This is a genomic window from Leifsonia sp. L25, assembly GCF_050632895.1.
On sequence record NZ_JBODRZ010000003.1, the window covers coordinates 3000722 to 3025710 of the forward strand.

Genomic DNA, 24989 nt, shown 5'->3' on the forward strand with positions numbered 1-24989 from the left:
TCGCTTCCTCACTTTCTCCCGCTCTTCACCGGCGTGTTGCGGGAGAAAGTGAGGAAGCGATGGCTGCTCAGCCGGTGAGGAGTTTGCGGAGGCGTTGGAGGGAGACGGTTTCGGCGGTGCCGAGGGACTGGGCGAAGAGGGAGACGCGGAATTCTTCGAGCATCCAGCGGGCGTGCGTCAGGTTCTCCGGCGCGTGCGGGGCGGGCGGGATGCGGCCTCCGGCCTCCGTGTAGAGCGCGGTCGCGGTCTCCACCTGGGTCTGCCAGGCGCGGTCGCGGCCGGGGTTGGTCGGCAGCGCCTGCATGCGCTGGGTGATCCCGTTGAGGTACCGGGGGAGGTGCCTGAGCTGCTCGAGACCGGTCGCCGAGACGAACCCCGAGTAGACCAGGCCGCCGAGCTGCGTCTTCGCGTCGTTGAGCGCCGACAGGTACGTCAGCGACGTCACGGCGCCGATCGCCTTCTCCGCGGCGCGCGCCGCGGTCAGGATGCGCGTGACGAGCGCGACCGTCTCGAACATCGAGTCCATCACGACGCCGGAGACGCGATCCCGCACCGCCTCGAATTCCGCCCGCATGAAGAGTTGGCCGTCCGGCTTCATCCGGTAAAGCACGGAGTCGATCACCGCGAGCAGGCAGTCGTCGAACAGCGCCTTCGTGTTCGGGTACGGGCTCGCGGCCAGCGTCAGCTTCTCGTTCGCGGTCAGGTGCTGCTGCACGTAGGCGACGGGCGACGGGATGCTCGCCAGCAGCAGCCTCCTGACCCCGCCGGGGAGGGCGCGCGCCTGTTCGGTCGGCGTCGACATCAGCCGGATGCTGACGCTCGCCCCGTCGTCCACCAGGGCGGGGTAGGCGCGAATGGTGTTGACCGTGCCGCCCGGGCCCTTCTGCGTGGTGTCCAGGTGGCGGGGGAGTTCGTCCAGGTCCCAGGTGGTGAGGTCCGAGCGCTCGATCGCGTCGGGCTGGCGCGCCTCTGCGACGCGGGCGACCGAGTCGCGCGCCCGGGAGCGCAGTCGTTCCTGCAGTGCCATCAGGTCCTTGCCGCCGGCGAGCGGGCGCCCGCGTTCGCCGATCACCTGGAACGTCGGCCGCAGGTGGGCGGGAAGCCGCTCCAGGTCGAAGTCGGCGCCGGTCACCCGGGAGCCGGTCTGCCGCGAGATGGTCGCGGCGAGGGTGTCGGCGAGGAGGCCGCGGGGCGACGCCCGTCGTGGGCGTCCATCCCTGCAGCGCCGGAGAGCTCGCCGAGGAGCCGCTTCGCCCAGTCGGCCGCGGGCACGACCTGCCGCCGGATCGCCTTCGGGAGCGACTTGATCATGGCCGTCACGAGCTCGTGCCGGAGGCCGGGGACCTGCCAGTCGAAGCCGTCCGGCACGAGCCCGGCGAGCAGCGGCAGCGGCACCTGCACGGTGACGCCGTCGTCCTCCGCGCCAGGCTCGAAGCGGTAACGGAGGGTGAGCCGCTGGTCGCCCTGCCGCCACACCGGTGGGAAGGCCTCCTCGTCGATGCCGGCGGCGTCGTCTTCGAGCAGCGCCTCGGGGGTCATGGTGAGCAGATGGGGCGTCTCGGTGCGCGCCTTCTTCCACCAGCCCTCGAACGAACGGGTGGAGACCACGTCGGCGGGGATGCGCGCGTCGTAGAACTCGAACACGGCCTCGTCGTCGTTGAGGATGTCGCGGCGTCGGGTGCGCTCCTCCAGCTCGCGCAGCTCGGCGAGCAGTTTGCGGTTGGCCCGGTCGAAGGCCTGCCGCGAGTCCCATTCGCCGTCTACGAGCGCGTGCCGGATGAACAGTTCGCGCGAGAGTTCGGCGTCGATCCGGGCGTACTGCACGCGGCGGCGCGGGATGATCGGTACGCCGTAGAGGGTGACCCGCTCGTACGCGACGACCGCGCCCTGGCTCTTCTCCCAGTGCGGCTCGCTGTACTGCCGCTTGCACAGGTCGCCGGCGATCGGCTCGGCCCAGGCCGGGTCGATCGCGGCGTTCATCCGCGCGAACAGCCGGGAGGTCTCCACGAGCTCGGCGGACATGATCGCGTTCGGCTGTTTCTTGGCGAGCGCCGAGCCGGGGAAGATCACGAACCGCGCCTGGCGCGCGCCGAGGTACTCCGACTGCCGCTGGCCACGTGCCGAGCCCTTGTTGCCCGACTCTCTCGCGTCCTTGAGCCCGAGGTGCGACAGCAGCCCGGCCAGCAGCGAGCGGTGGATGCCGTCCGGGTTCACGCTCGGCTCGCCGATGGTGAGCTCCAGTGGCCGGGCGAGCTGGCGGAGCTGACGGTAGACGTCCTGCCACTCGCGCACGCGGAGGAAGTTGAGGTATTCGGCCTTGCACAGCCTCCGGAACGCGCTGGACGACAGTTCGCGCTGCTGCTCCTCCAGGTAGTTCCAGAGGTTGAGCAGGGTGAGGAAGTCGCTGGTCGGGTCGATGAAGCGGGCGTGCTTCTCGTCGGCGCTGCCGCGCTTCTCGACCGGGCGCTCGCGGACGTCCTGGATGGTCAGGCCGGCGACGATCGCCATGACCTCCCGGGAGGTGTTGTGCTGCTTCGACTCCACCACCATGCGGGCGAACCGCGGGTCGATCGGGAGGCGGGCGAGCTGGCGGCCGACCTTCGTCAGCTCGATGCCGCCACTGCGCGTCCCGTTGCGCGTCGCACCCAGCTCCGCCAGCAGATCCAGCCCGTCCTTGATGCCCCGCGAGTCCGGCGGCGTCAGGAACGGGAACGCGGCGATGTCGCCGAGCCCGAGCGAGATCATCTGCAGGATGACGGCCGCGAGGTTGGTGCGCAGGATCTCCGGTTCGGTGAACTCCGGCCGCTTCTCGAAGTCCTCCTGCGAGTACAGCCGGATGGCGATGCCGTCGCTGGTGCGGCCCGACCGGCCGGAGCGCTGGTTGGCGCTCGCCTGCGAGATCGCCTCGATGGGGAGGCGCTGCACCTTGGCGCGCGTGGAGTAGCGGCTGATGCGGGCGGTTCCCGCATCCACGACGTACTTGATGCCGGGGACGGTGAGGCTGGTCTCCGCCACGTTCGTCGCGAGCACCACCCGCCGCCGGACGCCCGGCATCGTGGACGGCTGGAAGACGCAGTGCTGCTCGGCGGAGGACAGCCTCCCGTACAGCGGCAGCACCTCGGTTCCGGGGAGGTTGCGGCCGCGGATCGCGTCGGCGGCGTCGCGGATCTCGTTCTCGCCGGAGAGGAAGACGAGCACGTCGCCCGGGGCCTCGCGGGCGAGCTCGTCCAGGGCGTCGTTGATGCCCTGGACGTAGTCGCGGTCGGCGGCGGGGACCGGATCCGGGTCGTCCTCGTCGGCCTCCATCGCCTCGGCGACCAGGGGCCGGTAGCGCAGCTCGACCGGGTAGGTGCGGCCGGAGACCTCCACGATCGGAGCGGGCGTGCCGTCCGCCGCCGCGAAGTGCGCGGCGAAGCTCTCCGGGTCGATGGTGGCGGAGGTGATGATCACCTTCAGGTCAGGACGCTTCGGCAGCAGCTCGCGGAGGTAGCCGAGCAGGAAGTCGATGTTGAGGCTGCGCTCGTGCGCCTCGTCGATGATGATCGTGTCGTATTTGCGCAGCAGCCGGTCGCGGTGCATCTCGTTGAGCAGGATGCCGTCGGTCATCAGCTTGATGCGGGTCGCGGCGGACACCCGGTCGGTGAAGCGCACCTGGTAGCCGACCAGGTCGCCGACGCTCTGGCCCAGCTCCTCCGCGATGCGCTCGGCTATCGTGCGCGCGGCGAGCCGCCGAGGCTGGGTGTGGCCGATGCTCTCCCGGCCGAGCTCGAGGCAGATCTTCGGCAACTGCGTGGTCTTGCCGGAGCCCGTCTCGCCGGCCACGATCACGACCTGGTTGTCGCGGATGGCGCGCGCGATGTCGTCCCGCTTCTGGCTGACGGGCAGCTCGGGCGGGAACACGATGCGGGGGAGGGCGACCGGTGCGGACATGAGCCCTCCAGTCTATCCGTCCGGCGCACGCTCACGGTCTCGCAGGACTCTTGTGCGCGCAGAGTACTTTGTGTTACAAAGTTGGCGTGAACGAGAATCTGCCGGGCGACGCGCGGGAGATGCGGGACCTCGTCGACGGCCGGCAGCGTCGGGTCAGCCGCGAATACCGCCTCCCCGTCATCTGGCTGTGCACCGTCTGGTCGGTGGCCTGGCTGGTCGGCTTCGTCGCCCTCTACCTCGCGCAGCTCGGCCTGTTCGACCCGGTCGTCGCCGGCGTCGTCTTCGGTGTGCTGATCGCCGGCTCGATCGTCGCCTCCGCCATGACCGGCTCGCGCAGCGGCGGTGGCGTGCGCGCGGACTCCCCGTTCGCCGGCACCGGCTACGGCGTCTCCTGGTCAGTATGCTCCGTCGCCTTCGCGCTGCTCGGCATCGGGATGATCGTGCAGGGGCTGGCGGGCGACTTCGCCGGTCCGGACCTTCTGCTCATGGCCGTGGCGGGCGGCGTGATCTTCGGCGCGGGCGCCGTCGTCACTCTCCGCACGGTGCGCGCCCCGGGCTCCCGGCGGCGGTGACCGGCGTGGACGAGCTGGACCCGGTCATCCACGCCGCCGCCCGCCTCAAGATCACGGCGACGCTGTCGACTGTCGCGGAGGGCGGCAGCATGTCGTTCCCGCGGCTGCAGGAACTGCTCGACCTCACGGCTGGCAACCTGGCCACGCATCTGCGGAAGCTGGAGGACGCCGGCTACGTGGAAGTCGAGAAGACGCACCGCGGACGCGTCCCGGTCACCTCCCTCTCGCTGACCACGACCGGGCGACGGGCGTTCGAGGACTACACGACGGCGCTGCGGTCGATCCTGGGGGCGTGAGGCGCCGGTCCCGGCCGCCCGCCGCAAACGGGGCATTGTGGCAGCCCGCACCGTGACGTAGGTTTCCCTCAACCCGACCGGGTTCGTCACCGTCGACGAAGGAGCCCACCATGCCTCACGGCTACGCCACCATGTCCGTCGCCAGCATCCTGGCCGAGACCGCGCACCGCATGCCCGACAACGTGGCGTTGATCTTCAACGGCCAGGAGATCGCCTACCGCGACCTCTGGGACCAGACCCGCCGTTACGCAGGAGCGCTGCGCGACCTGGGCGTCGGGCCAGGGGACCGGGTCGCCCTGATGATCCCGAACGTGCCCGATTTCCCGCGCGCGTACTACGCCGTACTCGCCCTCGGGGCGGTCGTCGTGCCCATCCACTCCCTCCTCAAAGCCGCGGAGATCGAGTACGTGCTGCGCGACTCGGAGTCGAAGCTGCTGATCTGCGCCGCGCCCCTGCTGGCCGAGGGGGCGAAGGGTGCGGCGCTCGCCGGAGTCGACCTCCTCTCGGTGCTCGTCCCCGACGAACTGCTCGAGCAACTCCCGTTCCCGCGACTGGACGAGGTGGCGGCCACCGCAGAGCCGATCGTCACCTACCTGCCGCGAGACCCGATCGACACGGCCACCATCCTGTACACGAGCGGAACGACGGGAAAGCCGAAGGGAGCCGAGGGCTGCCACTTCGCGCTGGTCGAGCAGGTCAACGTCCTGCTCGCCGGGACGTTCGACTTCGAGCCGACGGACCGCGTCCTCGGCTGCCTGCCGCTGTTCCACACCTTCGGGCAGACCTGCGTCATGAACATGGGCTTCCGCGCCGGCGCGGCGGTGGTGCTGGTACCGAAGTTCGACGGGGCGACGGCGCTGCAACTGCTCAACGCGCACGAGTGCACGATCATGACCGGCGTGCCGACCATGTACATCGCGCTGTTGGAGGCCGCCAAGACCAACCCGGAGCGCCCGCCCCTGCGCTACGGCCTGAGCGGCGGTGCGGCCCTCCCGGTCGCGGTCATCGAGCGGATGAAGGAGGTCTACGGCATCGACGTGCACGAGGGCTACGGCCTCACCGAGACGTCGCCGGTCGCCTCCTTCAACCACCGCGGCCGGCCGACGCGGGTCGGCACCGTCGGCCAGCCGATCTGGGGCGTCGACGTCGAGATCGCGGACCCGGAGGTGGACGACGCGATCCGGCTGCTTCCGCGAGGCGAGCTCGGCGAGATCGTGATCCGCGGCCACAACCTGATGAAGGGCTACCTCAACCTCCCGGAGGCGAACGCGGAGGCCGTGGTGGACGGCTGGTTCCGATCCGGCGATCTCGGCACGAAGAGCGACGACGACTACATCACGATCGTGGACCGCAAGAAGGACATGATCGTGCGCAACGGCTACAACGTGTACCCGCGCGAGGTGGAGGAGGCGCTCTCGACGCACCCCGCCGTCGCCCTGGTCGCGGTGTTCGGCGTCGCGCACGACACGCACGGCCAGGAGATCATGGCGGCGGTCACGCTGATGCCGGGCTCCGAGGCGACGGGCGACGAACTGGTCGTGTTCGTGCAGGAGCGGGTCGCGGCGTACAAGTACCCGCGGCGGGTGGAGATCCTGGAGGTGCTTCCGCTCGGTCCGAGCGGCAAGGTGCTCAAGCGCGAGCTGGTCGCCCGCTTCGAGTCGCAGACCCCGGTCGCGTAGGGGGTCAGGGAGCCGTGTCGAGGGTGCGCAGCCGGTAGGAGGAGTTGAGGTAATACGCGGCCAGCAGCGCGTAGCTGATGCAGGCGACCGCGGGCACGAACGAGTTCTCCGGCTTGCTCGCCAGCGCGCCTACGCACGAGATGAAGGCGAGGATCGCGAGCACGGCGCCCAGCCAGAATCCGGCCGCCGGTCGCGCGGTCGCCCTCCACCAGGGCCGCGGGTCCAGCCGATTCTCGCCCTCCCCGCGGAAGGTGCGCGTGCCGACGATCACGTAGGCGACGTTGAGGATGGCGACGATCAGCACATCCAGCGCCGGATTGACGATCCGGTCGATCACGAAGAAGTTCAGCGCCAGGATCAGCCCGAAGACCCCGACGATGTAGATGACCTTCCCCGTGATCGTGGTGATTCTCACGGTGCGAGCCTAGCCGGGAAGGGGCGGGCGCGGAGGACCGGCCCCCGCGCCCGCGGCCGGCGACAGGTCAGTTCACCTCGTCCGGGTGCGCGCTCACGCGCCCCTCGCGCTCCATCGCCGTGATCGCCGCGACCTCGGGGGCGGTCAGCTCGAAGTCGAAGACGTCGAAGTTCTCCGCCATGCGCTCGCGGCGGTTCGACTTGGGGAACACGATGTTGCCGGTCTGCAGGTGCCAGCGGATGACGACCTGCGCGGGAGTCTTGCCATGCGCCGCGGCGGGGCCGGCGACCTCGGGCGCTTCGAACAGCGGGTACTTGCCCTGCCCGAGCGGCCCCCAGGCCTCGATGTGGATGCCGTGCTCGCGGGAGAACGCGGTCACCTCCGGCTGCTGGTGCGCCGGGTGCAGCTCGATCTGGTTGACGGCCGGCACGATCTCGGTGTTCGCGAGCAGCTTCTCCAGGTGCGGGACGAGGAAGTTGGAGACGCCGATGGCCTTGGCGCGGCCCGTGGCGTAGATCTTCTCCAGCGAACGCCAGGCCTCCACGAACGTGTCCTTCTGCGGGGTCGGCCAGTGGATGAGGTAGAGGTCCACGTAGTCGAGGCCGAGCTTGGCGAGGGACTCGTCGAAGGCGGCCTCGGCGTCGGTCTGCCGGTCGTTCCAGAGCTTGGTCGTGACGAACAGCTCGTCGCGCGCGATGCCGGACGAGGCGATCGCGGCGCCCACGCCCTCCTCGTTGCCGTAGATGGCGGCGGTGTCGATGTGGCGGTAGCCGACCTCCAGCGCGTCGGTGACGATGCGGGTCGTCTCGGCCGGGTCCACCTTGAAGACGCCGAAGCCGAGCTGCGGAATGGTGGTGCCGTTGTTCAGGGTGAGAAGCGGGGTATTTGCGTGTGCAACCATGTCGTCCACGATAGCAATGCGGTCGTAGGGTGAGCGCATGACGAACCGGCTGGCGGGCGCGATCAGTCCCTACCTGCGCGCCCACGCGGAGAACCCCGTCGACTGGTTCCCGTGGGGACCGGAGGCTTTCGCCGAGGCGCGGCGCCGCGACGTGCCGGTCATCGTCTCCATCGGCTACGCCACCTGTCACTGGTGCCACGTGATGGCGCGGGAGAGCTTCAGCGACCCCGCCGTCGCGGCGCTGATGAACGAGCGCTTCGTGTCGATCAAGGTCGACCGGGAGGAGCATCCCGATGTCGACGCCGCCTACCTCTCGGCGGCGAGCGCGTTCACCGAAGGGCTCGGCTGGCCGCTGACCGTCTTCGCGACCTCGTCGGGGCGGGCGTTCTTCGCCGGCACCTACTTCCCACCGGTGGCGATGGCCGGCCGGCCGTCGTTCACGCAGATCCTGGACGCGGTCGCCGACGCCTGGACGGAGCGTCGCGCCGAGGTGGAGGCCGACGCCGGCAAGGTGCGGGAGGCGCTCGCCGCGGCCGCCGCCCGGGCCACGACGGCCTCCGAGCTGCCCGGCGGTCGTGCCCTGGACGCGGCGGTCGGCGCGCTCGCCGAGACCGAGGACCCGCTGTACGGCGGCTTCGGCGGCGCGCCCAAGTTCCCGGTCGCTCCGGTGCTCGGCTTTCTGCTCGAACGGCCGGCCGGACGCGAGCTCGCGCACCGCACCCTGCAGCGGATGGCGGACTCCCCGCTGCGCGACCCGGTAGACGGCGGCTTCTTCCGCTACGCCACCCGGCGCGACTGGAGCGATCCGCACTACGAGCGGATGCTCTACGACAACGCGCAGCTCCTTGACGCGTCCGCCACGGCGTGGGCGCAGACCGGGGAGGAGTGGGCCGAGCGCACGGCCGACGGCGTGGCCGCCTTTCTGCTCGGCGTGCTCCGCCGTCCGGGAGGCGCGTTCGCCTCGGCGCAGGACTCGGAGAGCGTGGTCGACGGCGCCCGCGTGGAGGGCGGCTACTACCGGGTGCCGCCGGCCGAGCGCGCGAAGCTGACGCCTCCCGCGCTGGACGAGAAGGTGCTCACCGGCTGGAACGGCTTCGCGATCGGTGCGCTCGCCCGGGCAGGCCGCGTCCTGGACCGGCCGGCCTGGATCGTCGCGGCGGGGGAGGCCGCACGCGCGGTGATCGAGACGCACCGCCGGCCCGACGGCACCCTGGGCCGGGCGTCGGTCGACGGGGTCGTGTCGGAGGCCGTGGCGACGCTGGAGGACTACGGCGGCCTCGCCGGCGGCCTGCTGGAACTGGCGCTCGCGAGCGGCGACGCGGAGGCCGCCACCGCCGCCCGGGAGCTGGTGGACCTGTGCCTGGAGGCCGCTGACGGCGGCGAGTGTCCTTTCGGCGTGCCGGGCGGCGGCGACCCGCTACTGCAGTCGACCGGCCTCGCGGTGCGCGTCGACCCGTCGGAGGGCGCGTACCCGTCCGGCCTCACGGCGATGGCCTCCGCCGCGCACACGCTGTTCCTGATGACGGCGAGCCGCCGTTACGAGCGCGCCGCGCGGGAGGCGATGCGGCTCGTCGCCGGGCCTGCGGCGAGCGTGCCGAGCGCGTTCGGCGCCGCGCTGGCGCTGATGTCGCGGCTGGAGGGCGAGCCGCGGCAGCTCGTCGTCGTGAGCGAGCCACCGGCGGGTGCGGGCGCCGACGACCCCGAGGGCCTGGTCGCGGCATCCCGCCGGCATCCCGCCGACCTGGTCGCGCTGGTGGAGGCCTCCCAAGGCCGGGCGCTGGAGGCCGCGGGCTTCGAGTTGTTCGCCGCCCGCAGCACACGCGACGGCCTCCCGACCGCCTATCTCTGCCGCGACTTCGTCTGCGCGCTCCCGGTCACCTCGCCCGCCGGGCTCGGCTGAGCCGCATCAGCGCAGCACCCGGTACGTCAGGTGGGCGACCTCCGGCGTCACCCGCGACCGCAGCAGCTCGAGCTGCAGCGACGGCACCCGGTCGAAGACCCGTTCGCCCGCGCCGAGGGTGATCGGCGCCACGTGCAGCCGCAGCTCGTCGACGATGCCCGCCCAGAGCGCCTGGTTCAGCGTCTCCGCACCGCCCGCGATCGCGACATCGGCGTCGCCGGCCGCCGCGCGCGCCAGCTCGGTCGCCGCGTGGATGCCCTCCGTGACGAACTCGAAGGTCGTCCCGCCCTCCATCGGGATCGGCGCGTGCTCGTAGTGCGTGAGCACGAAGACCGGCGCGTGGTACGGCGGATCCTCCCCCACCAGCCGCGCCAGTCGCCGAACCTGTCGCCCTCGGCCGGCCAGTCGCCGCGCACGGGGCCGAACATGTTGCGGCCCATCACGTAGGCGCCCGCTGCGGTGATCGCGGCGATCTCCTCCGCGTGCGCGTCGCGGTACTCGAACATCCAGGTGTGCAGCCGCTCCACCCCGCGCTCGCCGAGCGGGTTCTCCAGCGACTGGTTGGGCCCGGCGGCGAACCCGTCGAGCGAGACGGCGATATCAGCGGTCACGATCCCCATGCCGCCTGGTTTACTACGCGCGCTCGACCTTGTCGAGCATTCCCCAGACCGCTTCGCTCAACTCGGGGTGCTCCAGCGCGATCCTGCGTAGCACGCCGTACTCGAAGCGGGTGTAGGTGTCGCGCCCGGCGGACGGGTGGTGCGCCCGGGACCGCTCCTCGGCGAGGTCGAAGTCCTCGATCGCTCCGGCACGCAGCGAGATGACCACCTGCTCGTCGACGCTCGGCAGGTCCGGGATGAAGTGCCAGGGGTCCTCGCCGGCGCGGCAGCGGTGCTCGATGATGGCAGTGAGCTCGTCGCGCGCCTGCTGGCGCAGCACTTCGATGCTCCTCGGGACCTGGTCCACCTCGCCCTCCTTCACTGCGCCTCTGTTCCCCATAGCGGCGGTTCCGGCGTCGGCGCCGGTACGGTGCGTACAGCCTAGGCGGCGAGGACCGCGCACCGCGAATCGGGGTGTAACGCTCAGTCCACGTGGGGGTGAACAGTGGATGCGGAGGGTCTCCTAGTGCGTGCGCGACAGCAGGTAGGCGTTCAGATCGGCGGTCAGCTCGGCGTCCACCGGGTACTCCCGGCCGTCGAGGTGCGTGATCGGGGCGGCCTGCCGGACGCTGGAGACCAGCCACAGCGCGTCGGCCGCCTCCAGCTCGTCGGCGGTGATGTGCCGGTACTCGGTCGCGTAGCCGCGCTCCTCGAAGAACGCGAACACTGCGGCCTGCGTCGTGCCGGCGAGGATGCCCTGGTCGGTCTGCGGCGTGCGGACCACGCCGTCGGCGAGCACGATGACGTTGGAGGTCGGCCCTTCCAGCGCGTAGCCGTCGGAGCTGATGAAGATCACGTCGTCCGCGCCACGGCGGACGGCCTCCCGCTGGGCCGCGCGGTTGACGGCGTAGGAGAGGCTCTTCGCGCCCGCGAGCAGCCACGGGGAGGTCTCGGCCACGTCGTGCCGCAGGCCGCGGTCGAGCGCGACCACCCTGATGCCGAGGCGCTGCTGGGTGAAGTCCTCTCCCTCGTCGACGAAGATCCAGCCGCTCGGCGTGCCCGTGCCCTCCACGCCGCGGGTGTAGATCAGCTTGGCGAACAGCTCGCCGCCGTCGCCGTTGCGCGCCCGGTAGTCGGCGACGCCGGCAAGGACGGCCTCGTGCCAGACGTGCTCGGCGGGAGCAGGGAGATCGAGGAGCTCTGCGGAGTGCGCGAGTCGCATGAGGTGAGGGCCGAGCGCCTGCGGGTGGCCGTCGATGACGGCGATGGTCTCGAACACGCCGTCGCCGCGGGTGATGCCCAGGTCGGTGATCCGCACCTGCGCGGCGTCGAAGTCGGCGAGGGCGAAGCCGGGGTCGCCGGTCGAGGGCTCCCCGGTGGGCACGGTGATGGTCAGCAGAGTCGCGCGCGTCATGTGCCTATTGTGCCCGGGCACGGCCCAGAAGTCAGGGCTTGCGGGCGTCAGGGCTTGCGGGCGTCAGGGCCTGCGGGCGTCAGGGCCTGCCGCCTCAGTCCGTCTGCCGGATGCGGAACGCGTCGTCGCCGTCCGGCGCCGCCTCCGACACCCGCACGTCGTCCACGGCGCTCCCGGGAGGCCCGGCCCGCAGCCAGTCGAGCATCCGGTCGACGCTCGCCGCCTCGCCCTCCACCTCGACCTCCACGCTGCCGTCGGAACGGTTGCGCGCCCAGCCGGCCAGGCCGAGCCGGCGGGCCTCCTCGCGGGCGCTCCAGCGGTAGCCGACGCCCTGCACCATCCCTGTCACGATCGCGTGCCGGCGGATCGTCGTCTGTTCCTGGCTCACGCCGCCCATTGTGCTCCTGATTGAATTGCTGCGTGACCTCCACCGCCGCCCTCCGCTCCGACCTCGCCACCGCCGGTTTCACCGTCGACGGCCTGACCGCGCTCTGGGGTGAGGAGGCCGCAGAGGCGCTGCACCGCGGTCAGCGGGTCCCTGCCGAACGGGCGCTCGCGCGGACCGGCGGCGGGACGCTGGCGACGCTGGCGGCGCTGTTCGTCCTCGGGCGGCCGGTCGGCCGGGAGGCCGCGGCCGCGGCCTTCCCCGCCCTCGGGCTCGACGGCGCGGAGGAGCTGGGACTGATCCGAGGCGCTGCCCCCGACGCGGTCGATCCCGACGCGGTCGATCCCGACGCGGTCGATCCCGACGCGGTCGATCCCGACGCGGTCGATCCCGACGCGATCGATCCCGACGCGATCGCCCCCGCCGTCGACCTGCGCCCGTACGCCTTCGTGGACGTGCTGGGGCCTGCCGAGTGGTGGATCGTCTCCGATCTCGGCGAGCTCGCGCTCGGCCGCGCCCTCCCCGAGGACCACGTGCTCGGCGTCGGGGGCGCCTCCATGACGCTGAGCGGTCTCATGCTGCAGCGTCCCGTGCGCTCCGCGCTCGATCTCGGAACCGGGTGCGGCATCCAGGCGCTGCACGCCTCCCGGCACGCCGACCGCGTCGTCGCGACCGACATCTCCGAGCGCGCGCTGCGGCTCGCCGCGCTGAACGCGGAGTTGAACGGCGTCGAGGGCATCGAGTTCCGGTTGGGGAGCATGTTCGAGCCGGTGTCGGGGGAGGCCTTCGATCACATCGTCTCGAACCCGCCGTTCGTCATCACGCCGCGGACCGAGGGCGTGCCGGCCTACGAGTACCGCGACGGCGGGATGGTCGGCGACAGCCTGGTCGCGGCGTTCGTGGCCGGCTGCGGCGCGCACCTGAACCCCGGCGGCGTCGCGCAGCTCCTGGGCAACTGGGAGTACCACGACACCGCGGACGCTCTGGAGCGGGTCCGCGGCTGGGTGGACGACTCCGCGCAGCCGCTCGACGCGTGGGTGATCGAACGCGACACGGAGGACGCCGCCCAGTACGCCGAGACCTGGATCCGCGACGGCGGCACCCGAGCGGGCACGCCGACGTTCGACACGCTGCTGGGCGCCTGGCTGGACGACTTCGAGGCGCGCAGCGTCCGGGAGGTCGGCTTCGGCTACGTGCTGCTGCGGCGGGCGGAGGGCGTGCCCACCCTGCGTCGGTTCGAACGCCTCCACGGGGCACTGGGCGCGAACCAGGCCGGCCTCGGCGTCCACCTCGGTGAGTGCCTGGCGGCGCACGACGCGCAGTCGTCCCTGGGCGATGACGCCTTCGGCGCGCTGTGCCTCACCGTCGCGGGCGACGTGACCGAGGAGCGTCACCTGTGGCCCGGCGCGGACTCGCCCACCGCCATCCTGCTGCGCCAGGGCGGCGGCTTCGGGCGCGTGGTCGGGGCGGACACCGGCCTGGCGGCACTGGTCGGCGCGTGCGACGGTGAGCTGAGCGTCGCCGCGATCGTGGGCGCGCTGGCGCAGCTTCTGGAGGTGGACGAGGACGCCCTCCGCGCCGACCTGCTCCCCACCGTCCGCGCCCTCGTCACCGACGGCCTCCTCCGCCTCCCCTGACCCCGGACACGCGCCACCCCGGACACGCACCCACCCCGCCGGCACCCACCACCTCGCAGGCACCCGCCGAGTACGCGCGAGATCAGCCGAAAACCGTCGACTACGCAGAGGATTCGCGTACTCGGCGGTTTGCTAGCGCGGCGGGAGGGGGACGAGACGCACGTCGGTGAGACGGGCGCCGGCGACGGTGGCGGTGAGGTAGGTGCACGCGGGCTGGCGGCGGCGGTCCGTGGGGGAGCCCGGGTTCAGGAGGCGCAGGCCGCCGGGCGAGACCGTGTCCCACGGGATGTGCGAGTGCCCGAAGACCAGCACGTCCGTGTCCGGGAAATCGCGCTCGCACCGCTCCTCGCGTCCCTTCGCCGGGCCGGTCTCGTGGACCATGGCGAACCGCAGCCCGCCCAGCTCGAACCGCGCGACCTCCGGCAGCCGGCGCCGCAGCCCCGGCCCGTCGTTGTTGCCCCACACGCCGATCAGCCGCCGCGATCGCTCCTCCAGCAGGTCGAGCGTCGCCTCGTCGACCCAGTCGCCCGCGTGCAGGACGAGGTCGGCGGCCTCCACGTCGGCCAGCACCTGCGGAGACAGGGCTTTCGCCCGGAGCGGGATGTGGGTGTCGGACAGCATCAGCAGCTTCACGTTGGCAAACGGTAGGCGATTCCGCCGGGCGAGGCTAGCGTCGAAGGCATGGACCTCAGGACCCTCGGAAACAGCGGAACCATCGTGTCCGCCTTCGCCCTCGGCACCATGACCTTCGGCGCGGAGGCCGACGAGCCGACCTCGCACGCCATCCTGGATCGGTACATCGACGCCGGCGGCACCCTGATCGACACGGCCGACGTGTACAGCGCGGGGGCGTCGGAGTCGATCATCGGGCGGTGGCTCTCCCGCAACCACGGCGCCCGCGACCGGCTCGTCATCGCGACCAAGGCCCGCTTCCCGATGGGGGAGGGCTCCAACGACCTCGGCCTGTCCCGCACACACCTCCGAAAGGCGCTCGACGACTCCCTGCGCCGGCTCGATGTCGACCACATCGACCTCTACCAGATGCACGCCTGGGACTACCTCACGCCGCTTGAAGAGACGCTGCGCTTCCTCGACGACGCGGTGACGGCGGGCAAGATCGGCTACTACGGCTTCTCGAACTACCTCGGCTGGCAGCTCACCAAGGCCGTCGCGGTCGCGGACGGCTACGGTTTCGTGGCGCCGGTCACCCTTCAGCCGCAGTACAGCCTCCTGGTCCGCGGTATCGAGCACGAGATCGTGCCGGCCGCGCTGGACTCCGGGATCGGCCTGCTGCCGTGGTCGCCGCTGGCCGGCGGCTGGCTGAGCGGCAAGTACCGCCGTGACGAGGCGCCGACGGGAGCGACCCGGCTGGGCGAGAATCCGAAGCGCGGGATGGAGGCCTTCGACGCCCGCAACGCCGACCCGCGCACCTGGGAGATCATCGACGCGGTGCAGACCGTCGCAGAGGAGACCGGCGCGAGCATGTCGCAGGTGGCGCTCGCCTGGCTGGTCGACCGTCCCGCGGTGTCCAGCGTGATCCTCGGCGCCCGCACGATCGAGCAGCTCGACGACAACCTGGCGGCGGCGGACCTCGAACTGACCGACGAGCAGCGCACGCGCCTGGACACGGCGAGCACGCCGCGCACGGAGGTGTACCCGTACGGGCCGCAGGCCGTCGCGCAGCGGCACCGCAAGCGCGAGGGAGGCCGCTGACCCTGCCGCTGACGCGCGACTGGCAGCGCAGAGGGGTCGCAACACGCCGTCACCACGACGCCGGAGCGGCGTGTCGCGACCCCGCTGCGATGCTCACGCGCGGAGCGCGGCCGTCTCGGACACGAGTGCCACGGCCGCCCGCTCCACTGCGGCCGGCGGGAGGCTGAGGCCGAGCACGACATCCGTGGAGCGGGGCGGCGGTGCGGCGTCCGCCTGCTCGCTGCCGGTCTCCGGCACCGCTCCACCCGCCGCCGCCATCCCGAGCACCGCGACCCGGAACTCCACCACCCCGCCCGGCACGCGCCGGGCCGCGAGGGAGAGCGCCGCAGACGCGAAGGTCAGCGTCGTCCACTCGTCCGCTCCGAGCGTCAGATCGCCGGGGAGCCCGGCCAGCCACGCCCCGAGCTCCGCCGCCTCCTCGACGTGCAGCAAAGGCCCCACGAGCCGCCAGCGACGGTCCCCGTCCGCCGCGATGGCCTCCACGGTGAGCACGTCGCTGTCGCGCGACAGCGGGCGGAGGGCCAGGCTCCGCGACGCCGCGGCGTCCGAGAGGAGCACGCCCGTCACCGCGGGGCCGGGACGACCGTCAGCACCCGCTCGATGTACTCGAAGAACGACACCATGAAGCCGCGGAGGAACGCCTCCGTCGACTCGTTCGTGACCGTCCCGTCGTCCTCGATCAGCCCGGGCTTGAGCTGGATGTAGGCCTCCGGCGCGTTCATCTGCGGTGCCTGCAGGAAGCTCAGCACGCTGCGGAGCTGCTGCTGCGCCACTGCGGTCCCGATCGGCCCGGTGGAGGCCCCGATCACGGCCGTGGCCTTGCGCGCGATCACGTTCTCGCCGTGCGGCCGGCTCGCCCAGTCGATCGCGTTCTTCAGCGCTCCGGGGATGGAGCGGTTGTACTCGGGCGTGATGAACAGCAGCGCCTGCTGCGCGGCGATCGAGGCCTTGAAGTCGCGGACGACCTGCGGGAAGTCCCCGTCGTAGTCGCGGCTGTAGAGCGGCAGGTCGGCGATCCCGATGTCGGTGAAGACCAGCTCCTCCGGCGCCAGCCTCAGGAGCGCCTTCGAGAGCCTGCGGTTGATGGACCCGGTGGAGATGCTGCCGACGATGTAGCCGACGCGGTAAGGCGGTTGGAGCTCGTTGACCGTTGCCATGCCGCCAGCTTGCCCCCGGCCTCGCGCGGTGTCGAGTCCCGCGACCAGGCCGTTCCGGGCTCCTTCTGAGTCCTCCTGCGGCCGGAATAGGGCATCTTCCCGATGTGGGAGGGGGGCCTTAGCGACGAGTCTGAGGTCATCGAAGAAAGCAGTGCGACGAAGGGTGTGGGGATCATGATGCTGTCCGAGGAGTTCGTGGCGTCGCGGGTGTACGCGGGGGACGTCGAGCGGGCCGAGCGCGACCGGGAGCTGGTGCGGCGCCTCCGTGAGGAGCGCGCGGAGCGCCGGGCGGAGCGGACGGCCGGGCGGCGGGCGCAGCGAGCCGCCCGGGCGGTCCCGGAGGCCGTGGCCGAGCCGGGTGCTGCGCCACGCGCGACCGGGGCCGTCACGGCTCCGGAGCACGCGCCCGAGACGGTCCAGGAGGCCGCGCGCGACGAGCGGCGGGAGCTCGCCCACGCCGGGCGATGAGCACGGTTCTGCCCTGGGCGAAGCAGGGCGGACAGGGGGTTCGGATGTCGGTGGTCCGTGGCACGATGAGGCCATGCGATCACCGGCGTCCAGCCCCACGATGATCGGGCGCGAGTCCGATCTCGAGGCGCTGCGCGACGAGCTCGAGGGGTTCGCCGCGACGGCGGGCTTCGCGCCGTGGTGATCGGGGGCGAGGCCGGAATCGGCAAGTCGCGGTTGCTCGCCGAGTTCCTGGCGGAGGCCGAGGAGTCCGCCACCGTGGTGCTCGGCCGGTGCGTCGACCTCGGCAACGACGGCGCCCCGTACGCGCCGTTCGCCGGCATCCTGCGCCGGCTGATCGAGCTGCGCGGGCTCGACGCGGTGCTGGAGGCCGCCGGCCACGGCGCCGGCGTGCTCTCCGTGCTCCTGCCGGAACTCGCCGACGACTCCGCGGTGCCGGCGCGCACCGGCGCCGAGCGGCTCTACGAGCTCGTCACGGTCCTGTTCGAGACGCTCTCGCTCGACCGTCCGCTCGTCCTGGCGGTGGAGGACCTCCACTGGGCCGACACCGCGACGCTCGAACTGCTCCGCTTCATCGTCCGGATGGCCGAGCGCGGGCACATCCTCGTCGTGCTGAGCTACCGCACCGACGAGATCACGCGCGGCCACCCGCTGCGCGCCTACCTCGCCGAACTGGAGCGCACCCGCCGCGTCACGCGCTGGGAGCTGGCCCGGCTCGGCCGAGGCCAGGTGGAGGCGCTGATCGCCCGCCTGCTCGGCTGCGAGCCCGACGCCGCGACGGTCGACCGCGTCTACGAGATGAGCGAAGGCGTCCCGTTCTTCGTCGAGGAGCTGATCGGCATCGACGGGCTCGCGACCGGCGAAGACCTGCCCGAGACCCTGCGCGAGCTGCTGCTCGCCCGGTTCGAGAAGCTCAGCGACCCGGCCCAGCGGCTGCTGCGCCTCGTGTCCGCCGGCGGGGTCTGCGTCGACCACGAGCTGCTCAGCGCGGTCTTCGACGGCACACCCGACCAGCTCGACGCGGCGGCTCGGGAGGCTGTGGTCGCCAACGTCCTGGTCGCCGACTCCACCGAGTACACCTTCCGGCACGCGCTCGTTCGCGAGGCCATCCACGCCGACCTGCTGCCGGGCGAGCGCAGCCGGTTCCACATGCGGTTCGCCGAGGCACTGGAGGCGAGCCCGCAGCGCTCGGCGACTCAGCTCTCCACGCACTGGCTCGCGGCGCACGACGTGCGGCGCGCCTTCACCGCGTCGCTGGAGGCACTGAGCGAGGCGCGGATGTCGTACGCCTATGCGACGGCCGCGGCGATGGGCGACCGCGCCCTGGAGCTGTGGGACAGCGTGCCCGACGCTGACGAGCTGAGCGCACAGTGGCTGAGGAGCGGAGGCCGCACCGAGCTATTGGCCCGCACCGCGTCGGCGCTGCGCAACGCGGGCGACAACGAGCGCGCGCTCGCCCTCGTCAACGTCGCGCTCGAGGCGGCCGAGGGCCTGCCTCCCGCCCGGCACGCGCGACTGCTCCGCGACAAGGCGCAGTACCTCCAGAACCTCAACCGCACCGGCGTGCAGGAACTGCTGCAGAGCGCGCTCGACGTGGTCCCGCCCGGCGCCCTGCCGGAGGGCGACGGCCTGCGCCTGCAACTGCTGGCCGAGCTGGCCGCCCGGTACATGCTGGCGGCCCGGTTCGACGACGCCGTGACCGTCGCGAGGCAGGCGATCGAGGAGGCCGGCGACGGGTCGCCGGCGCTGCGCTCGGTCGCGCACAACATCCTCGGCAGCTCCCTGGTCTCCCAGGGCTTCGTGGAGCGCGGACTGGCGGAGCTGGACGAAGCGGGCCGGCTCGCCGAGCACGACTCCACCGCCGAGCTGCGCTACGCGGTCAACGCGTCCGACGCGATGAACAACCTCGGCCGCTACGCCGAGGCGGTGCGCCTCGCCGAGGCGGGCGTCCGCGAAGCCCGCGCGCGGGGCATCGAGCGCTCCACCGGCGTCATTCTGTCCTCCAACACGGTGGAGCCGTTGCTCGCGCTCGGCCAGCTCGACCGTGCGGAGGCGCTGCTCGATCCCGCGCTCTCCCTCGATCCGCCGCCGAGCTTCCGCGCGCACCTGCAGCGCATGAAGCTGTGGCTCACGCTGTGGCGCGGCGACCTGGAGACGACGGAGGCGTTGCTGCGCCGCTGGCACAGCGGCCTCCGCACGCTCGGCGACCTGGAGGTCCAGTCCGAGCTCGGGGTCGCCCGGCTGGCTGCGGAGGTGGCGATCGCCCGCGGCGATGCGTTCGACGCGTGGGAGCACACCGCGCCGGTGCGCGCGTCCACCCACCGGCCGTTGCCCGCCAACGACCTCCCCGTGCTCGCGGCGGCGGCGCGCGCTCTGGCGGACGTGGCGTTCCGCTCGGCCCACGAGCGCGCCGAGCGCGACACCCCGGTCGACGTCGCCGAGGAGGCAGCTCGCCTGGACGCGGCGCTCGTGGCCATCGAAGCCTGGCCGACCGCTGTCGCGTGGGGGCCGGTGATCCGTGCCGAACTCGCGACCGCGCTGGCCGCAGCGATGGACGAGGTGGGATCGGGGCTGTCCGCCGCCGAGCGCTTCGACGGCGCCCGGGTTGCCTGGGAGGCCGCCATCGAGGCGACCGCCTCGCCGCTCGCCCCTGCGCACCTGCACCCGTACGCCCTCGTGCGCGCCGCGCGGGTCGCCCGCGCAGCGGCAGACCGTCCCGCGGCGGAACGCCTGGCTGTCGCCGCCCGCGACGAAGCGGAGCGCTCGGGCTTCGGACTCCTCGCCGAAGCGGCGGCGGCGCTCATCTCGTCGCGCGGCGCCCGCGCGGCCGGAGGTCCGGCCGCACCCGGGCCCGGCGCCCCGCTCACGGAACGCGAGGAGCAGGTCCTGGCCCTCATCGAGCAGGGCCTGAGCAACAAGCAGATCGGCGAGGTGCTTTTCATCTCGGCCAAGACGGCGAGCGTCCACGTCTCGAGCATCCTCCGCAAGGTCGGCGCCGCCAGCCGCACGGAGGCCGTCTACCGCGCCTCCCGCACCCCGCGCCCGCCCGCAGCCATCGCTTCCTCACTTCCTCCCGCGACACGCCGGGGCTCGGCGGGAGGAAGTGAGGAAGCGATGGCGTGAGGATGCGTCGCTCAGCGCTCCGCGGCCACCGCGCAGACGATGCACAGCTCGGTCGTCGGCCGGGCCTCCAGCCGCGGGACGCCGATCGCGCGCCCGCAGGACGCGCAGGTGCCGTATCGTCCCAGCCGGATGCGCTCGCGTGCCGCGTCGACGGCAGCGATGTCCGCCGCGGTCTCTGCGCGGAGGGCGTGCAGCCTGCTCCACTCCGAGCTCAGCGTCGGGCCTTCCGGGTCGTGCTCGTCGTCGGCGGTCGACTCCGACCGTGACGACAGCAGCGATCCCAGCGCCTCCGCGAGTCGCTGCGCTTCCGCGACGTCCACGTGGCGTCGCTCGTCCAGCATCCTGTCGAAGCGCTCCAGCTCGTCGAGGGGCAGTCCGTCGTCCTGGACGATGGAGAGCTCTCGTGTATCCGGTGATTCGGTGTGCATCCGCGCACCCCCTTCCGATTCCCCGCCGGTCAGCGTACGCCGGGGTTCTGATATCCGACGTAGGCTCGGCGCGTGCCTTCGTTTCGTGTGATCATCCCTGTCGGTCGCCTGAGGCCCGACGTGACCCCGACCGAGATCGAGCCCGCGGCCGCCGCCGCGGTGGCCGAGCTGACAACCGTCGAGGCGACGAGCGTCGATGTCGTCAGCCGTGAGGCACGGATCACCGTGCGCTTCACCGCGGACGGCGCCCACGACGCGCTCCGGGTCGCCGAATCGGCGGTCGCCGCGGTCGCCGCGCTCGCGCAGGCCGGGGATTGGCGGCTCACCGAGCGCGTCGGTGGCCGCTGGTTCCGCCGGGCGTGACGCCGGGTCGGCCGGCGCTCCTCACACCGCAGCCGGCAGTGACGCCTCGATGAGTCCGACGATCCGCGGGTCGTCCGGCTCCAGCTGCGGGCGGAACCGGTGCACCGCGCCGTCCGGCGTGATGACGAACTTCTCGAAGTTCCACTTCACCTTGCCAGCCTTGCCGTCGCCGTCCGGGTGCGTGGTCAGCTCGCTGTAGAGCGGGTGCGCGTTGCGGCCGTTCAGACGCACCTTCTCCATCATCGGGAATGTGACGCCCCACGTCGTCGAGCAGTACTCCTTGATCGCCTCGGTGGAGCTGAGCTCCTGGAGGAACTGGTTGCTCGGGAAGCCGATCACCGTGAAGCCGCGGTCGCCGTAGGCCTCCTGCAGACGCTCCAGCTTCTCGTATTGCGGGCTGAGGCCGCAGCGAGAGGCGACGTTGACGACGAGGATGACCTTGCCCGAAAAGGCGGCGAGGCTGGTCGGAGCTCCATCGATGGTGTGGAACGGGATATCCATCAGGGTCATGGTTCGAGCCTACGTCCCGATACGGGAGTGTATGCGCGGTTGCGGTGAAGACCCAGGAATGCGGCGCGCTGCGACTCAGGCGCTCGCGAGCGGCGCCGCCGGATCGGACGCCCACTCGTTCAGCGACCCGTCGTAGACGGTCACGTCGTCGCGCCCGAGCAGTGCCAGGGCGAGGGCGTCGGCCGCCGCCGCGATCCCGCCGCCGCAGTACGCGACGATGGGGTCGGGGAGGTGAGCACGTCTGCGAAGAGGTCGTGCAGTTCCGCGGCCGGCAGGAAGGCGTTGCTCCCGCGGTCGACGAGCCGCACGGCCGGCGCGCTCACGCTGCCCGGGATGTGCCGGGCGGCGAAATCCTTCGGCGCGGTGCCGCAGACCAGCGTGCCGGGTCGGTCGCCGGCGAGGAGGGCCTCCACCTCGCCGCGGTCGCTCCAGAACCCCGGCTGCTCGGCGGAGACGAAGTCGGTGGACGGCGCGGGCGTCACCGGCCCCGGCTCGACCGGCCGGCCCTCTTCCCGCCACTTGGTCACGCCGCCGTCGAGGACCGCGACGCGGTCGTGCCCGAACGAGCGGAACAGCCACCACAACCGGGAGGCCCACTGCCCGACCGCGCCGTCGTAGACGACGACGGTGGTGTCGGCGTCCACGCCGAGCGCTGCCGCGGCCGCGGCGAACGCCTCGGCGCCGGGACGCGTGAACGGGAACGGCGCCGCCGGGTCGCTGAAGCGCTCGAGCAGATCGGCGAAGACGGCACCGGGCACATGGCCCTCTCCGTGCCGCCCGATCCCGCTCACGTACTCCGTACGCCCGTCGGCGCCGCTGACCGCGACGACCGTGGCGTCGATCACGAGGAGTCCGTCCGACCCGAGGTGGTCGCAGAGCCACTGCGTCGACACCAGCGGCCCGGCGAGCGCGGCACCGACTGCGCCGGCCCGGACCTCGCCCCGGCCCACGGCCTCCGCGTCGTCGCCATCGCCGCGAAGATCGGCGAGGGTCGCGGGGTCGGGGACGGTCGGCTCGTCGGAATGCGCGGTCGTGAGAGTCATGCGCACCACGCTAACGGGGGCCTCCGACGTCGCCCTATAGGAGGCGCAACCGTGCGTAACGCGGGGGTGGAGGCTGCTGAACGGGGGCTGCGCCTTCGGTGACGTCGCCCTATAGGAGGCGCAACCGTGCGTAACGCGGGGGTGGAGGCTGCTGAACGGGGGGCTGCGCCTTCGGTGACGTCGCCCTATAGGAGGCGCAACCGTGCGTAACGCGGGGGTGGAGGCTGCTGAACGGGGGCTGCGCCTTCGGTGACGTCGCCCTATAGGAGGCGCAACCGTGCGTAACGCGGGGGTGGAGGCTGCTGAACGGGGGGCTGCGCCTTCGGTGACGTCGCCCTATAGGAGGCGCAACCGTGCGTAACGCGGGGGTGGAGGCTGCTGAACGGGGGCTGCGCCTTCGGTGACGTCGCCCTACAGGAGGCGCAACCGTGCGTAACGCGGGGGTGGAGGCTGCTGAACGGGGGCTGCGCCTTCGGTGACGTCGCCCTACAGGAGGCGCAACCGTGCGTAACGCGGGGGTGGAGGCTGCTGAACGGGGGGCTGCGCCTTCGGTGACGTCGCCCTACAGGAGGCGCAACCGTGCGTAACGCGGGGGTGGAGGCTGCTGAACGGGGGCTGCGCGTTCGGTGACGTCGCGCACGGGAGGCGCAACCGTGCGTAACGCGGGGGTGGAGGCTGCTGAACGGGGGGCTGCGCGTTCGGTGACGTCGCGCACGGGAGGCGCAACCCTGCGTACTGCGCGCGATTGGGCCGGTCTCAGCATTCGATGACGTTGACGGCCAGGCCGCCCTCGCTGGTCTCCTTGTACTTGGTCGACATGTCCAGGCCGGTCTGGCGCATCGTCTCGATCACCGTGTCCAGCGAGACCAGGTGCGAGCCGTCGCCGTGCAGCGCCAGGCGGGCGGCGGAGACGGCGGTGGAAGACGCGATCGCGTTCCGTTCGATGCACGGGATCTGCACGAGGCCCTCGACCGGGTCGCAGGTGAGACCGAGGTGATGCTCCATCGCGATCTCGGCCGCGTTCTCGACCTGCGTCGGCGTGCCGCCCAGCACCGCGCAGAGCGCGCCCGCGGCCATCGCGCACGCCGATCCGACCTCCGCCTGGCACCCGCCCTCGGCGCCCGAGATCGAGGCGTTCGCCTTGAACAGCGAGCCGATCGCGGTCGCGGTCAGGAGGTACTTGCGGATGCCGTCGAGCGTCGCGCCCGGCACGAAGCGCAGGTAGTAGTGGGCGACCGCGGGCACGATCCCCGCGGCGCCGTTCGTCGGCGCGGTGACGACACGGCCGCCCGAGGCGTTCTCCTCGTTCACGGCCAGGGCGAAGGCGTGCAGCCACTCCAGCGACGTGGCTCGGCCCGGGTCGTCCTGGACCCTCTCCAAGTGCTCGCGCATCGCGGCGGCGCGACGCTTGACGCCGAGGCCGCCGGGGAGCGTGCCGTCCCCGGCCAGGCCGCGCGAGACGCACTCGGCCATCGCCTCCCAGATCAGGTCGAGGCGCGCGTCGGTGGCCTCCTCGCCGTGCAGGGCCGCCTCGTTGCGCCGGGCGACCTCGCAGATCGGGATGTCGAGCCGCGCGCAGATCGCGAGCAGCTCTGCGGCCGAGTCGTAGGGCAGCGGGTGCGCTGCGCGCGCGGCGAGGTCGGCCTCCTCGCCGTCGCGGCGGATGAAGCCGCCGCCGATGGAGTAGTAGGTCTCCTCCAGCAGGGGGAGCGGCTGGCGTGTGCCGTCGGCGCTGCTGCCCCACGCGCGCAGAGTGAGCGCGTTGGGGTGGCCGGGGAGGCGGGTGCGCGGCTCGAAGTCGATGTCGTCCTTGCTGAGCGGGATATCGCGCACGCCCGCGAGGCGCAGAGTCGCGCCGTCGGCGATGCCGGACCACGCGCCGCGCACGTCGTCCGGGCGGCAGTTCTCCGGCTCGTTGCCGCGGAGCCCGGCGACGACGGCGTCCGGCGTGCCGTGCCCGATCCCGGTCGAGCCGAGGGAGCCGTAGAGGGTGCAGGTGACCTGGTCGACGTGGTCCACCAGCCCGTCGGCGACGAGTCGGTCGGCGAACGCCTTCGCCGCTCGGAGGGGTCCGACGGTGTGCGAGCTCGAGGGACCGATGCCGATCGAGAACAGGTCGAAGGCGGAGACGTACGCTGTCACTTCTCCAGTGTACGTCGCCGATTGTGCGGGATTCCCGCGTGAACGTGCGCATCGGCGCAGGTTTCGCGCGCGGAACTCAGGTTTCGCGAACCTTCACCCGGGCGTCACCCGGCGGACACCAGGTGGTGTCCAGTCCGCCTTCCAGGGAGGTGTACTCGATGAGGAACTGACCGCCTTCGTCCGGTCCCTCCACCACGACGCCCGGGCGGTCCCCGAGCCAGACGGTCGTTCCGACGCCGATGTCCATGCCGGTCACACTACGCTCGCGCCGGTCCGGCGCGGGAGACCGGACCGGGCACCGCGACGCGGGGAAG

The 24989-nt window shown here is 72.1% G+C and carries 23 protein-coding genes and 2 pseudogenes; 9 read left to right on the forward strand and 16 right to left on the reverse strand.

The window, feature by feature from the left end; all coding sequences use genetic code 11:
* Window positions 1-67: 67 nt before the first annotated feature.
* A pseudogene (hrpA, locus tag ACRAWC_RS19110) lies at window positions 68-3930 on the reverse strand (ATP-dependent RNA helicase HrpA).
* An 86-nt stretch (window positions 3931-4016) separates the two neighbouring features.
* Here hrpA and ACRAWC_RS19115 point away from each other — a divergent pair.
* The 3 genes from ACRAWC_RS19115 (at window position 4017) to ACRAWC_RS19125 (ending at window position 6477) form a co-directional block, all read left to right on the forward strand.
* Window positions 4017-4502: a hypothetical protein gene (locus tag ACRAWC_RS19115; protein WP_431349143.1), complete on the forward strand. Its 486-nt coding sequence runs from the start codon at window positions 4017-4019 to the stop codon at window positions 4500-4502.
* Window positions 4503-4507: 5 nt separating this feature from the next.
* Entirely contained in the window at window positions 4508-4798 is a 291-nt protein-coding gene (locus ACRAWC_RS19120; protein WP_431349144.1) for a transcriptional regulator, read from the forward strand.
* A 110-nt stretch (window positions 4799-4908) separates the two neighbouring features.
* Complete coding sequence (locus tag ACRAWC_RS19125) at window positions 4909-6477, forward strand: long-chain-fatty-acid--CoA ligase (RefSeq protein WP_431349145.1); 1569 nt, start codon at window positions 4909-4911, stop codon at window positions 6475-6477.
* A gap of 4 nt (window positions 6478-6481) precedes the next feature.
* Here ACRAWC_RS19125 and ACRAWC_RS19130 read toward each other — a convergent pair whose 3' ends face one another.
* Complete coding sequence (locus tag ACRAWC_RS19130; protein ID WP_431349146.1) at window positions 6482-6892, reverse strand: hypothetical protein; 411 nt, start codon at window positions 6890-6892, stop codon at window positions 6482-6484.
* Window positions 6893-6959: 67 nt separating this feature from the next.
* Window positions 6960-7793, reverse strand: a complete 834-nt coding sequence (locus ACRAWC_RS19135; RefSeq protein WP_431349147.1) for an aldo/keto reductase — start codon at window positions 7791-7793, stop codon at window positions 6960-6962.
* 37 nt (window positions 7794-7830) lie between these two features.
* Between ACRAWC_RS19135 and ACRAWC_RS19140 the strand changes: the two genes are divergently transcribed.
* On the forward strand, window positions 7831-9693 hold the full coding sequence (locus tag ACRAWC_RS19140) for a thioredoxin domain-containing protein (RefSeq protein ID WP_431349148.1): 1863 nt from the start codon (window positions 7831-7833) through the stop codon (window positions 9691-9693).
* A gap of 6 nt (window positions 9694-9699) precedes the next feature.
* Here ACRAWC_RS19140 and ACRAWC_RS19145 read toward each other — a convergent pair.
* From ACRAWC_RS19145 to ACRAWC_RS19160, 4 genes and pseudogenes are all read right to left on the reverse strand, one after another.
* Window positions 9700-10313 (reverse strand): annotated as a pseudogene (locus ACRAWC_RS19145) (dihydrofolate reductase family protein).
* Between the two features lie 13 nt (window positions 10314-10326).
* The gene (locus tag ACRAWC_RS19150; RefSeq protein ID WP_431349149.1) at window positions 10327-10659 is read right to left on the reverse strand and encodes a hypothetical protein; all 333 of its coding nucleotides are present in this window, start codon (window positions 10657-10659) and stop codon (window positions 10327-10329) included.
* Window positions 10660-10815: 156 nt separating this feature from the next.
* Window positions 10816-11706 (reverse strand): aminodeoxychorismate lyase, encoded by an 891-nt coding sequence (locus tag ACRAWC_RS19155; protein WP_431349150.1) that lies wholly within the window; start codon window positions 11704-11706, stop codon window positions 10816-10818.
* A gap of 94 nt (window positions 11707-11800) precedes the next feature.
* A complete protein-coding gene (locus ACRAWC_RS19160) occupies window positions 11801-12094 on the reverse strand; it encodes an acylphosphatase (protein WP_431349151.1) in 294 nt (97 codons plus the stop codon).
* Between the two features lie 32 nt (window positions 12095-12126).
* Between ACRAWC_RS19160 and ACRAWC_RS19165 the strand changes: the two genes are divergently transcribed.
* Window positions 12127-13728 carry a DUF7059 domain-containing protein gene (locus ACRAWC_RS19165; protein WP_431349152.1) on the forward strand — a complete coding sequence of 534 codons (1602 nt, stop codon included), beginning with the start codon at window positions 12127-12129 and terminating at the stop codon, window positions 13726-13728.
* Window positions 13729-13860: 132 nt separating this feature from the next.
* On the opposite strand, the gene ACRAWC_RS19170 is transcribed toward ACRAWC_RS19165, so the two are convergent.
* Window positions 13861-14349 (reverse strand): metallophosphoesterase family protein, encoded by a 489-nt coding sequence (locus ACRAWC_RS19170; RefSeq protein WP_431349483.1) that lies wholly within the window; start codon window positions 14347-14349, stop codon window positions 13861-13863.
* A 60-nt stretch (window positions 14350-14409) separates the two neighbouring features.
* Here ACRAWC_RS19170 and ACRAWC_RS19175 point away from each other — a divergent pair, with 60 nt between their 5' ends.
* On the forward strand, window positions 14410-15441 hold the full coding sequence (locus ACRAWC_RS19175; protein WP_431349153.1) for an aldo/keto reductase: 1032 nt from the start codon (window positions 14410-14412) through the stop codon (window positions 15439-15441).
* Window positions 15442-15534: 93 nt separating this feature from the next.
* Here ACRAWC_RS19175 and ACRAWC_RS19180 read toward each other — a convergent pair whose 3' ends face one another.
* A complete protein-coding gene (locus ACRAWC_RS19180; protein WP_431349154.1) occupies window positions 15535-15999 on the reverse strand; it encodes a WapI family immunity protein in 465 nt (154 codons plus the stop codon).
* 5 nt (window positions 16000-16004) lie between these two features.
* Window positions 16005-16598, reverse strand: a complete 594-nt coding sequence (locus tag ACRAWC_RS19185) for an NADPH-dependent FMN reductase (protein WP_431349155.1) — start codon at window positions 16596-16598, stop codon at window positions 16005-16007.
* Window positions 16599-16772: 174 nt separating this feature from the next.
* Here ACRAWC_RS19185 and ACRAWC_RS19190 point away from each other — a divergent pair, with 174 nt between their 5' ends.
* A complete protein-coding gene (locus tag ACRAWC_RS19190) occupies window positions 16773-17066 on the forward strand; it encodes a hypothetical protein (protein ID WP_431349156.1) in 294 nt (97 codons plus the stop codon).
* 177 nt (window positions 17067-17243) lie between these two features.
* A complete protein-coding gene (locus ACRAWC_RS19195) occupies window positions 17244-20189 on the forward strand; it encodes a helix-turn-helix transcriptional regulator (RefSeq protein WP_431349157.1) in 2946 nt (981 codons plus the stop codon).
* An 11-nt stretch (window positions 20190-20200) separates the two neighbouring features.
* On the opposite strand, the gene ACRAWC_RS19200 is transcribed toward ACRAWC_RS19195, so the two are convergent.
* Entirely contained in the window at window positions 20201-20617 is a 417-nt protein-coding gene (locus ACRAWC_RS19200) for a TraR/DksA family transcriptional regulator (protein WP_431349158.1), read from the reverse strand.
* 72 nt (window positions 20618-20689) lie between these two features.
* On the opposite strand from ACRAWC_RS19200, the gene ACRAWC_RS19205 reads away from it, so the two are divergent.
* Window positions 20690-20980, forward strand: a complete 291-nt coding sequence (locus tag ACRAWC_RS19205; RefSeq protein WP_431349159.1) for a hypothetical protein — start codon at window positions 20690-20692, stop codon at window positions 20978-20980.
* A 21-nt stretch (window positions 20981-21001) separates the two neighbouring features.
* Here ACRAWC_RS19205 and ACRAWC_RS19210 read toward each other — a convergent pair whose 3' ends face one another.
* The 5 genes from ACRAWC_RS19210 to ACRAWC_RS19230 form a co-directional block, all read right to left on the reverse strand.
* Entirely contained in the window at window positions 21002-21490 is a 489-nt protein-coding gene (locus tag ACRAWC_RS19210; RefSeq protein WP_431349160.1) for a glutathione peroxidase, read from the reverse strand.
* Between the two features lie 75 nt (window positions 21491-21565).
* Window positions 21566-21685: a hypothetical protein gene (locus ACRAWC_RS19215; protein WP_431349484.1), complete on the reverse strand. Its 120-nt coding sequence runs from the start codon at window positions 21683-21685 to the stop codon at window positions 21566-21568.
* Window positions 21631-22533: a sulfurtransferase gene (locus ACRAWC_RS19220; protein ID WP_431349161.1), complete on the reverse strand. Its 903-nt coding sequence runs from the start codon at window positions 22531-22533 to the stop codon at window positions 21631-21633. Before ACRAWC_RS19220 ends, ACRAWC_RS19215 begins: the two co-directional genes overlap by 55 nt.
* Window positions 22534-23289: 756 nt before the next feature.
* Entirely contained in the window at window positions 23290-24675 is a 1386-nt protein-coding gene (locus tag ACRAWC_RS19225) for an L-serine ammonia-lyase (RefSeq protein ID WP_431349162.1), read from the reverse strand.
* Window positions 24676-24751: 76 nt separating this feature from the next.
* Window positions 24752-24922, reverse strand: a complete 171-nt coding sequence (locus ACRAWC_RS19230) for a hypothetical protein (RefSeq protein WP_431349163.1) — start codon at window positions 24920-24922, stop codon at window positions 24752-24754.
* Window positions 24923-24989: the final 67 nt, after the last annotated feature.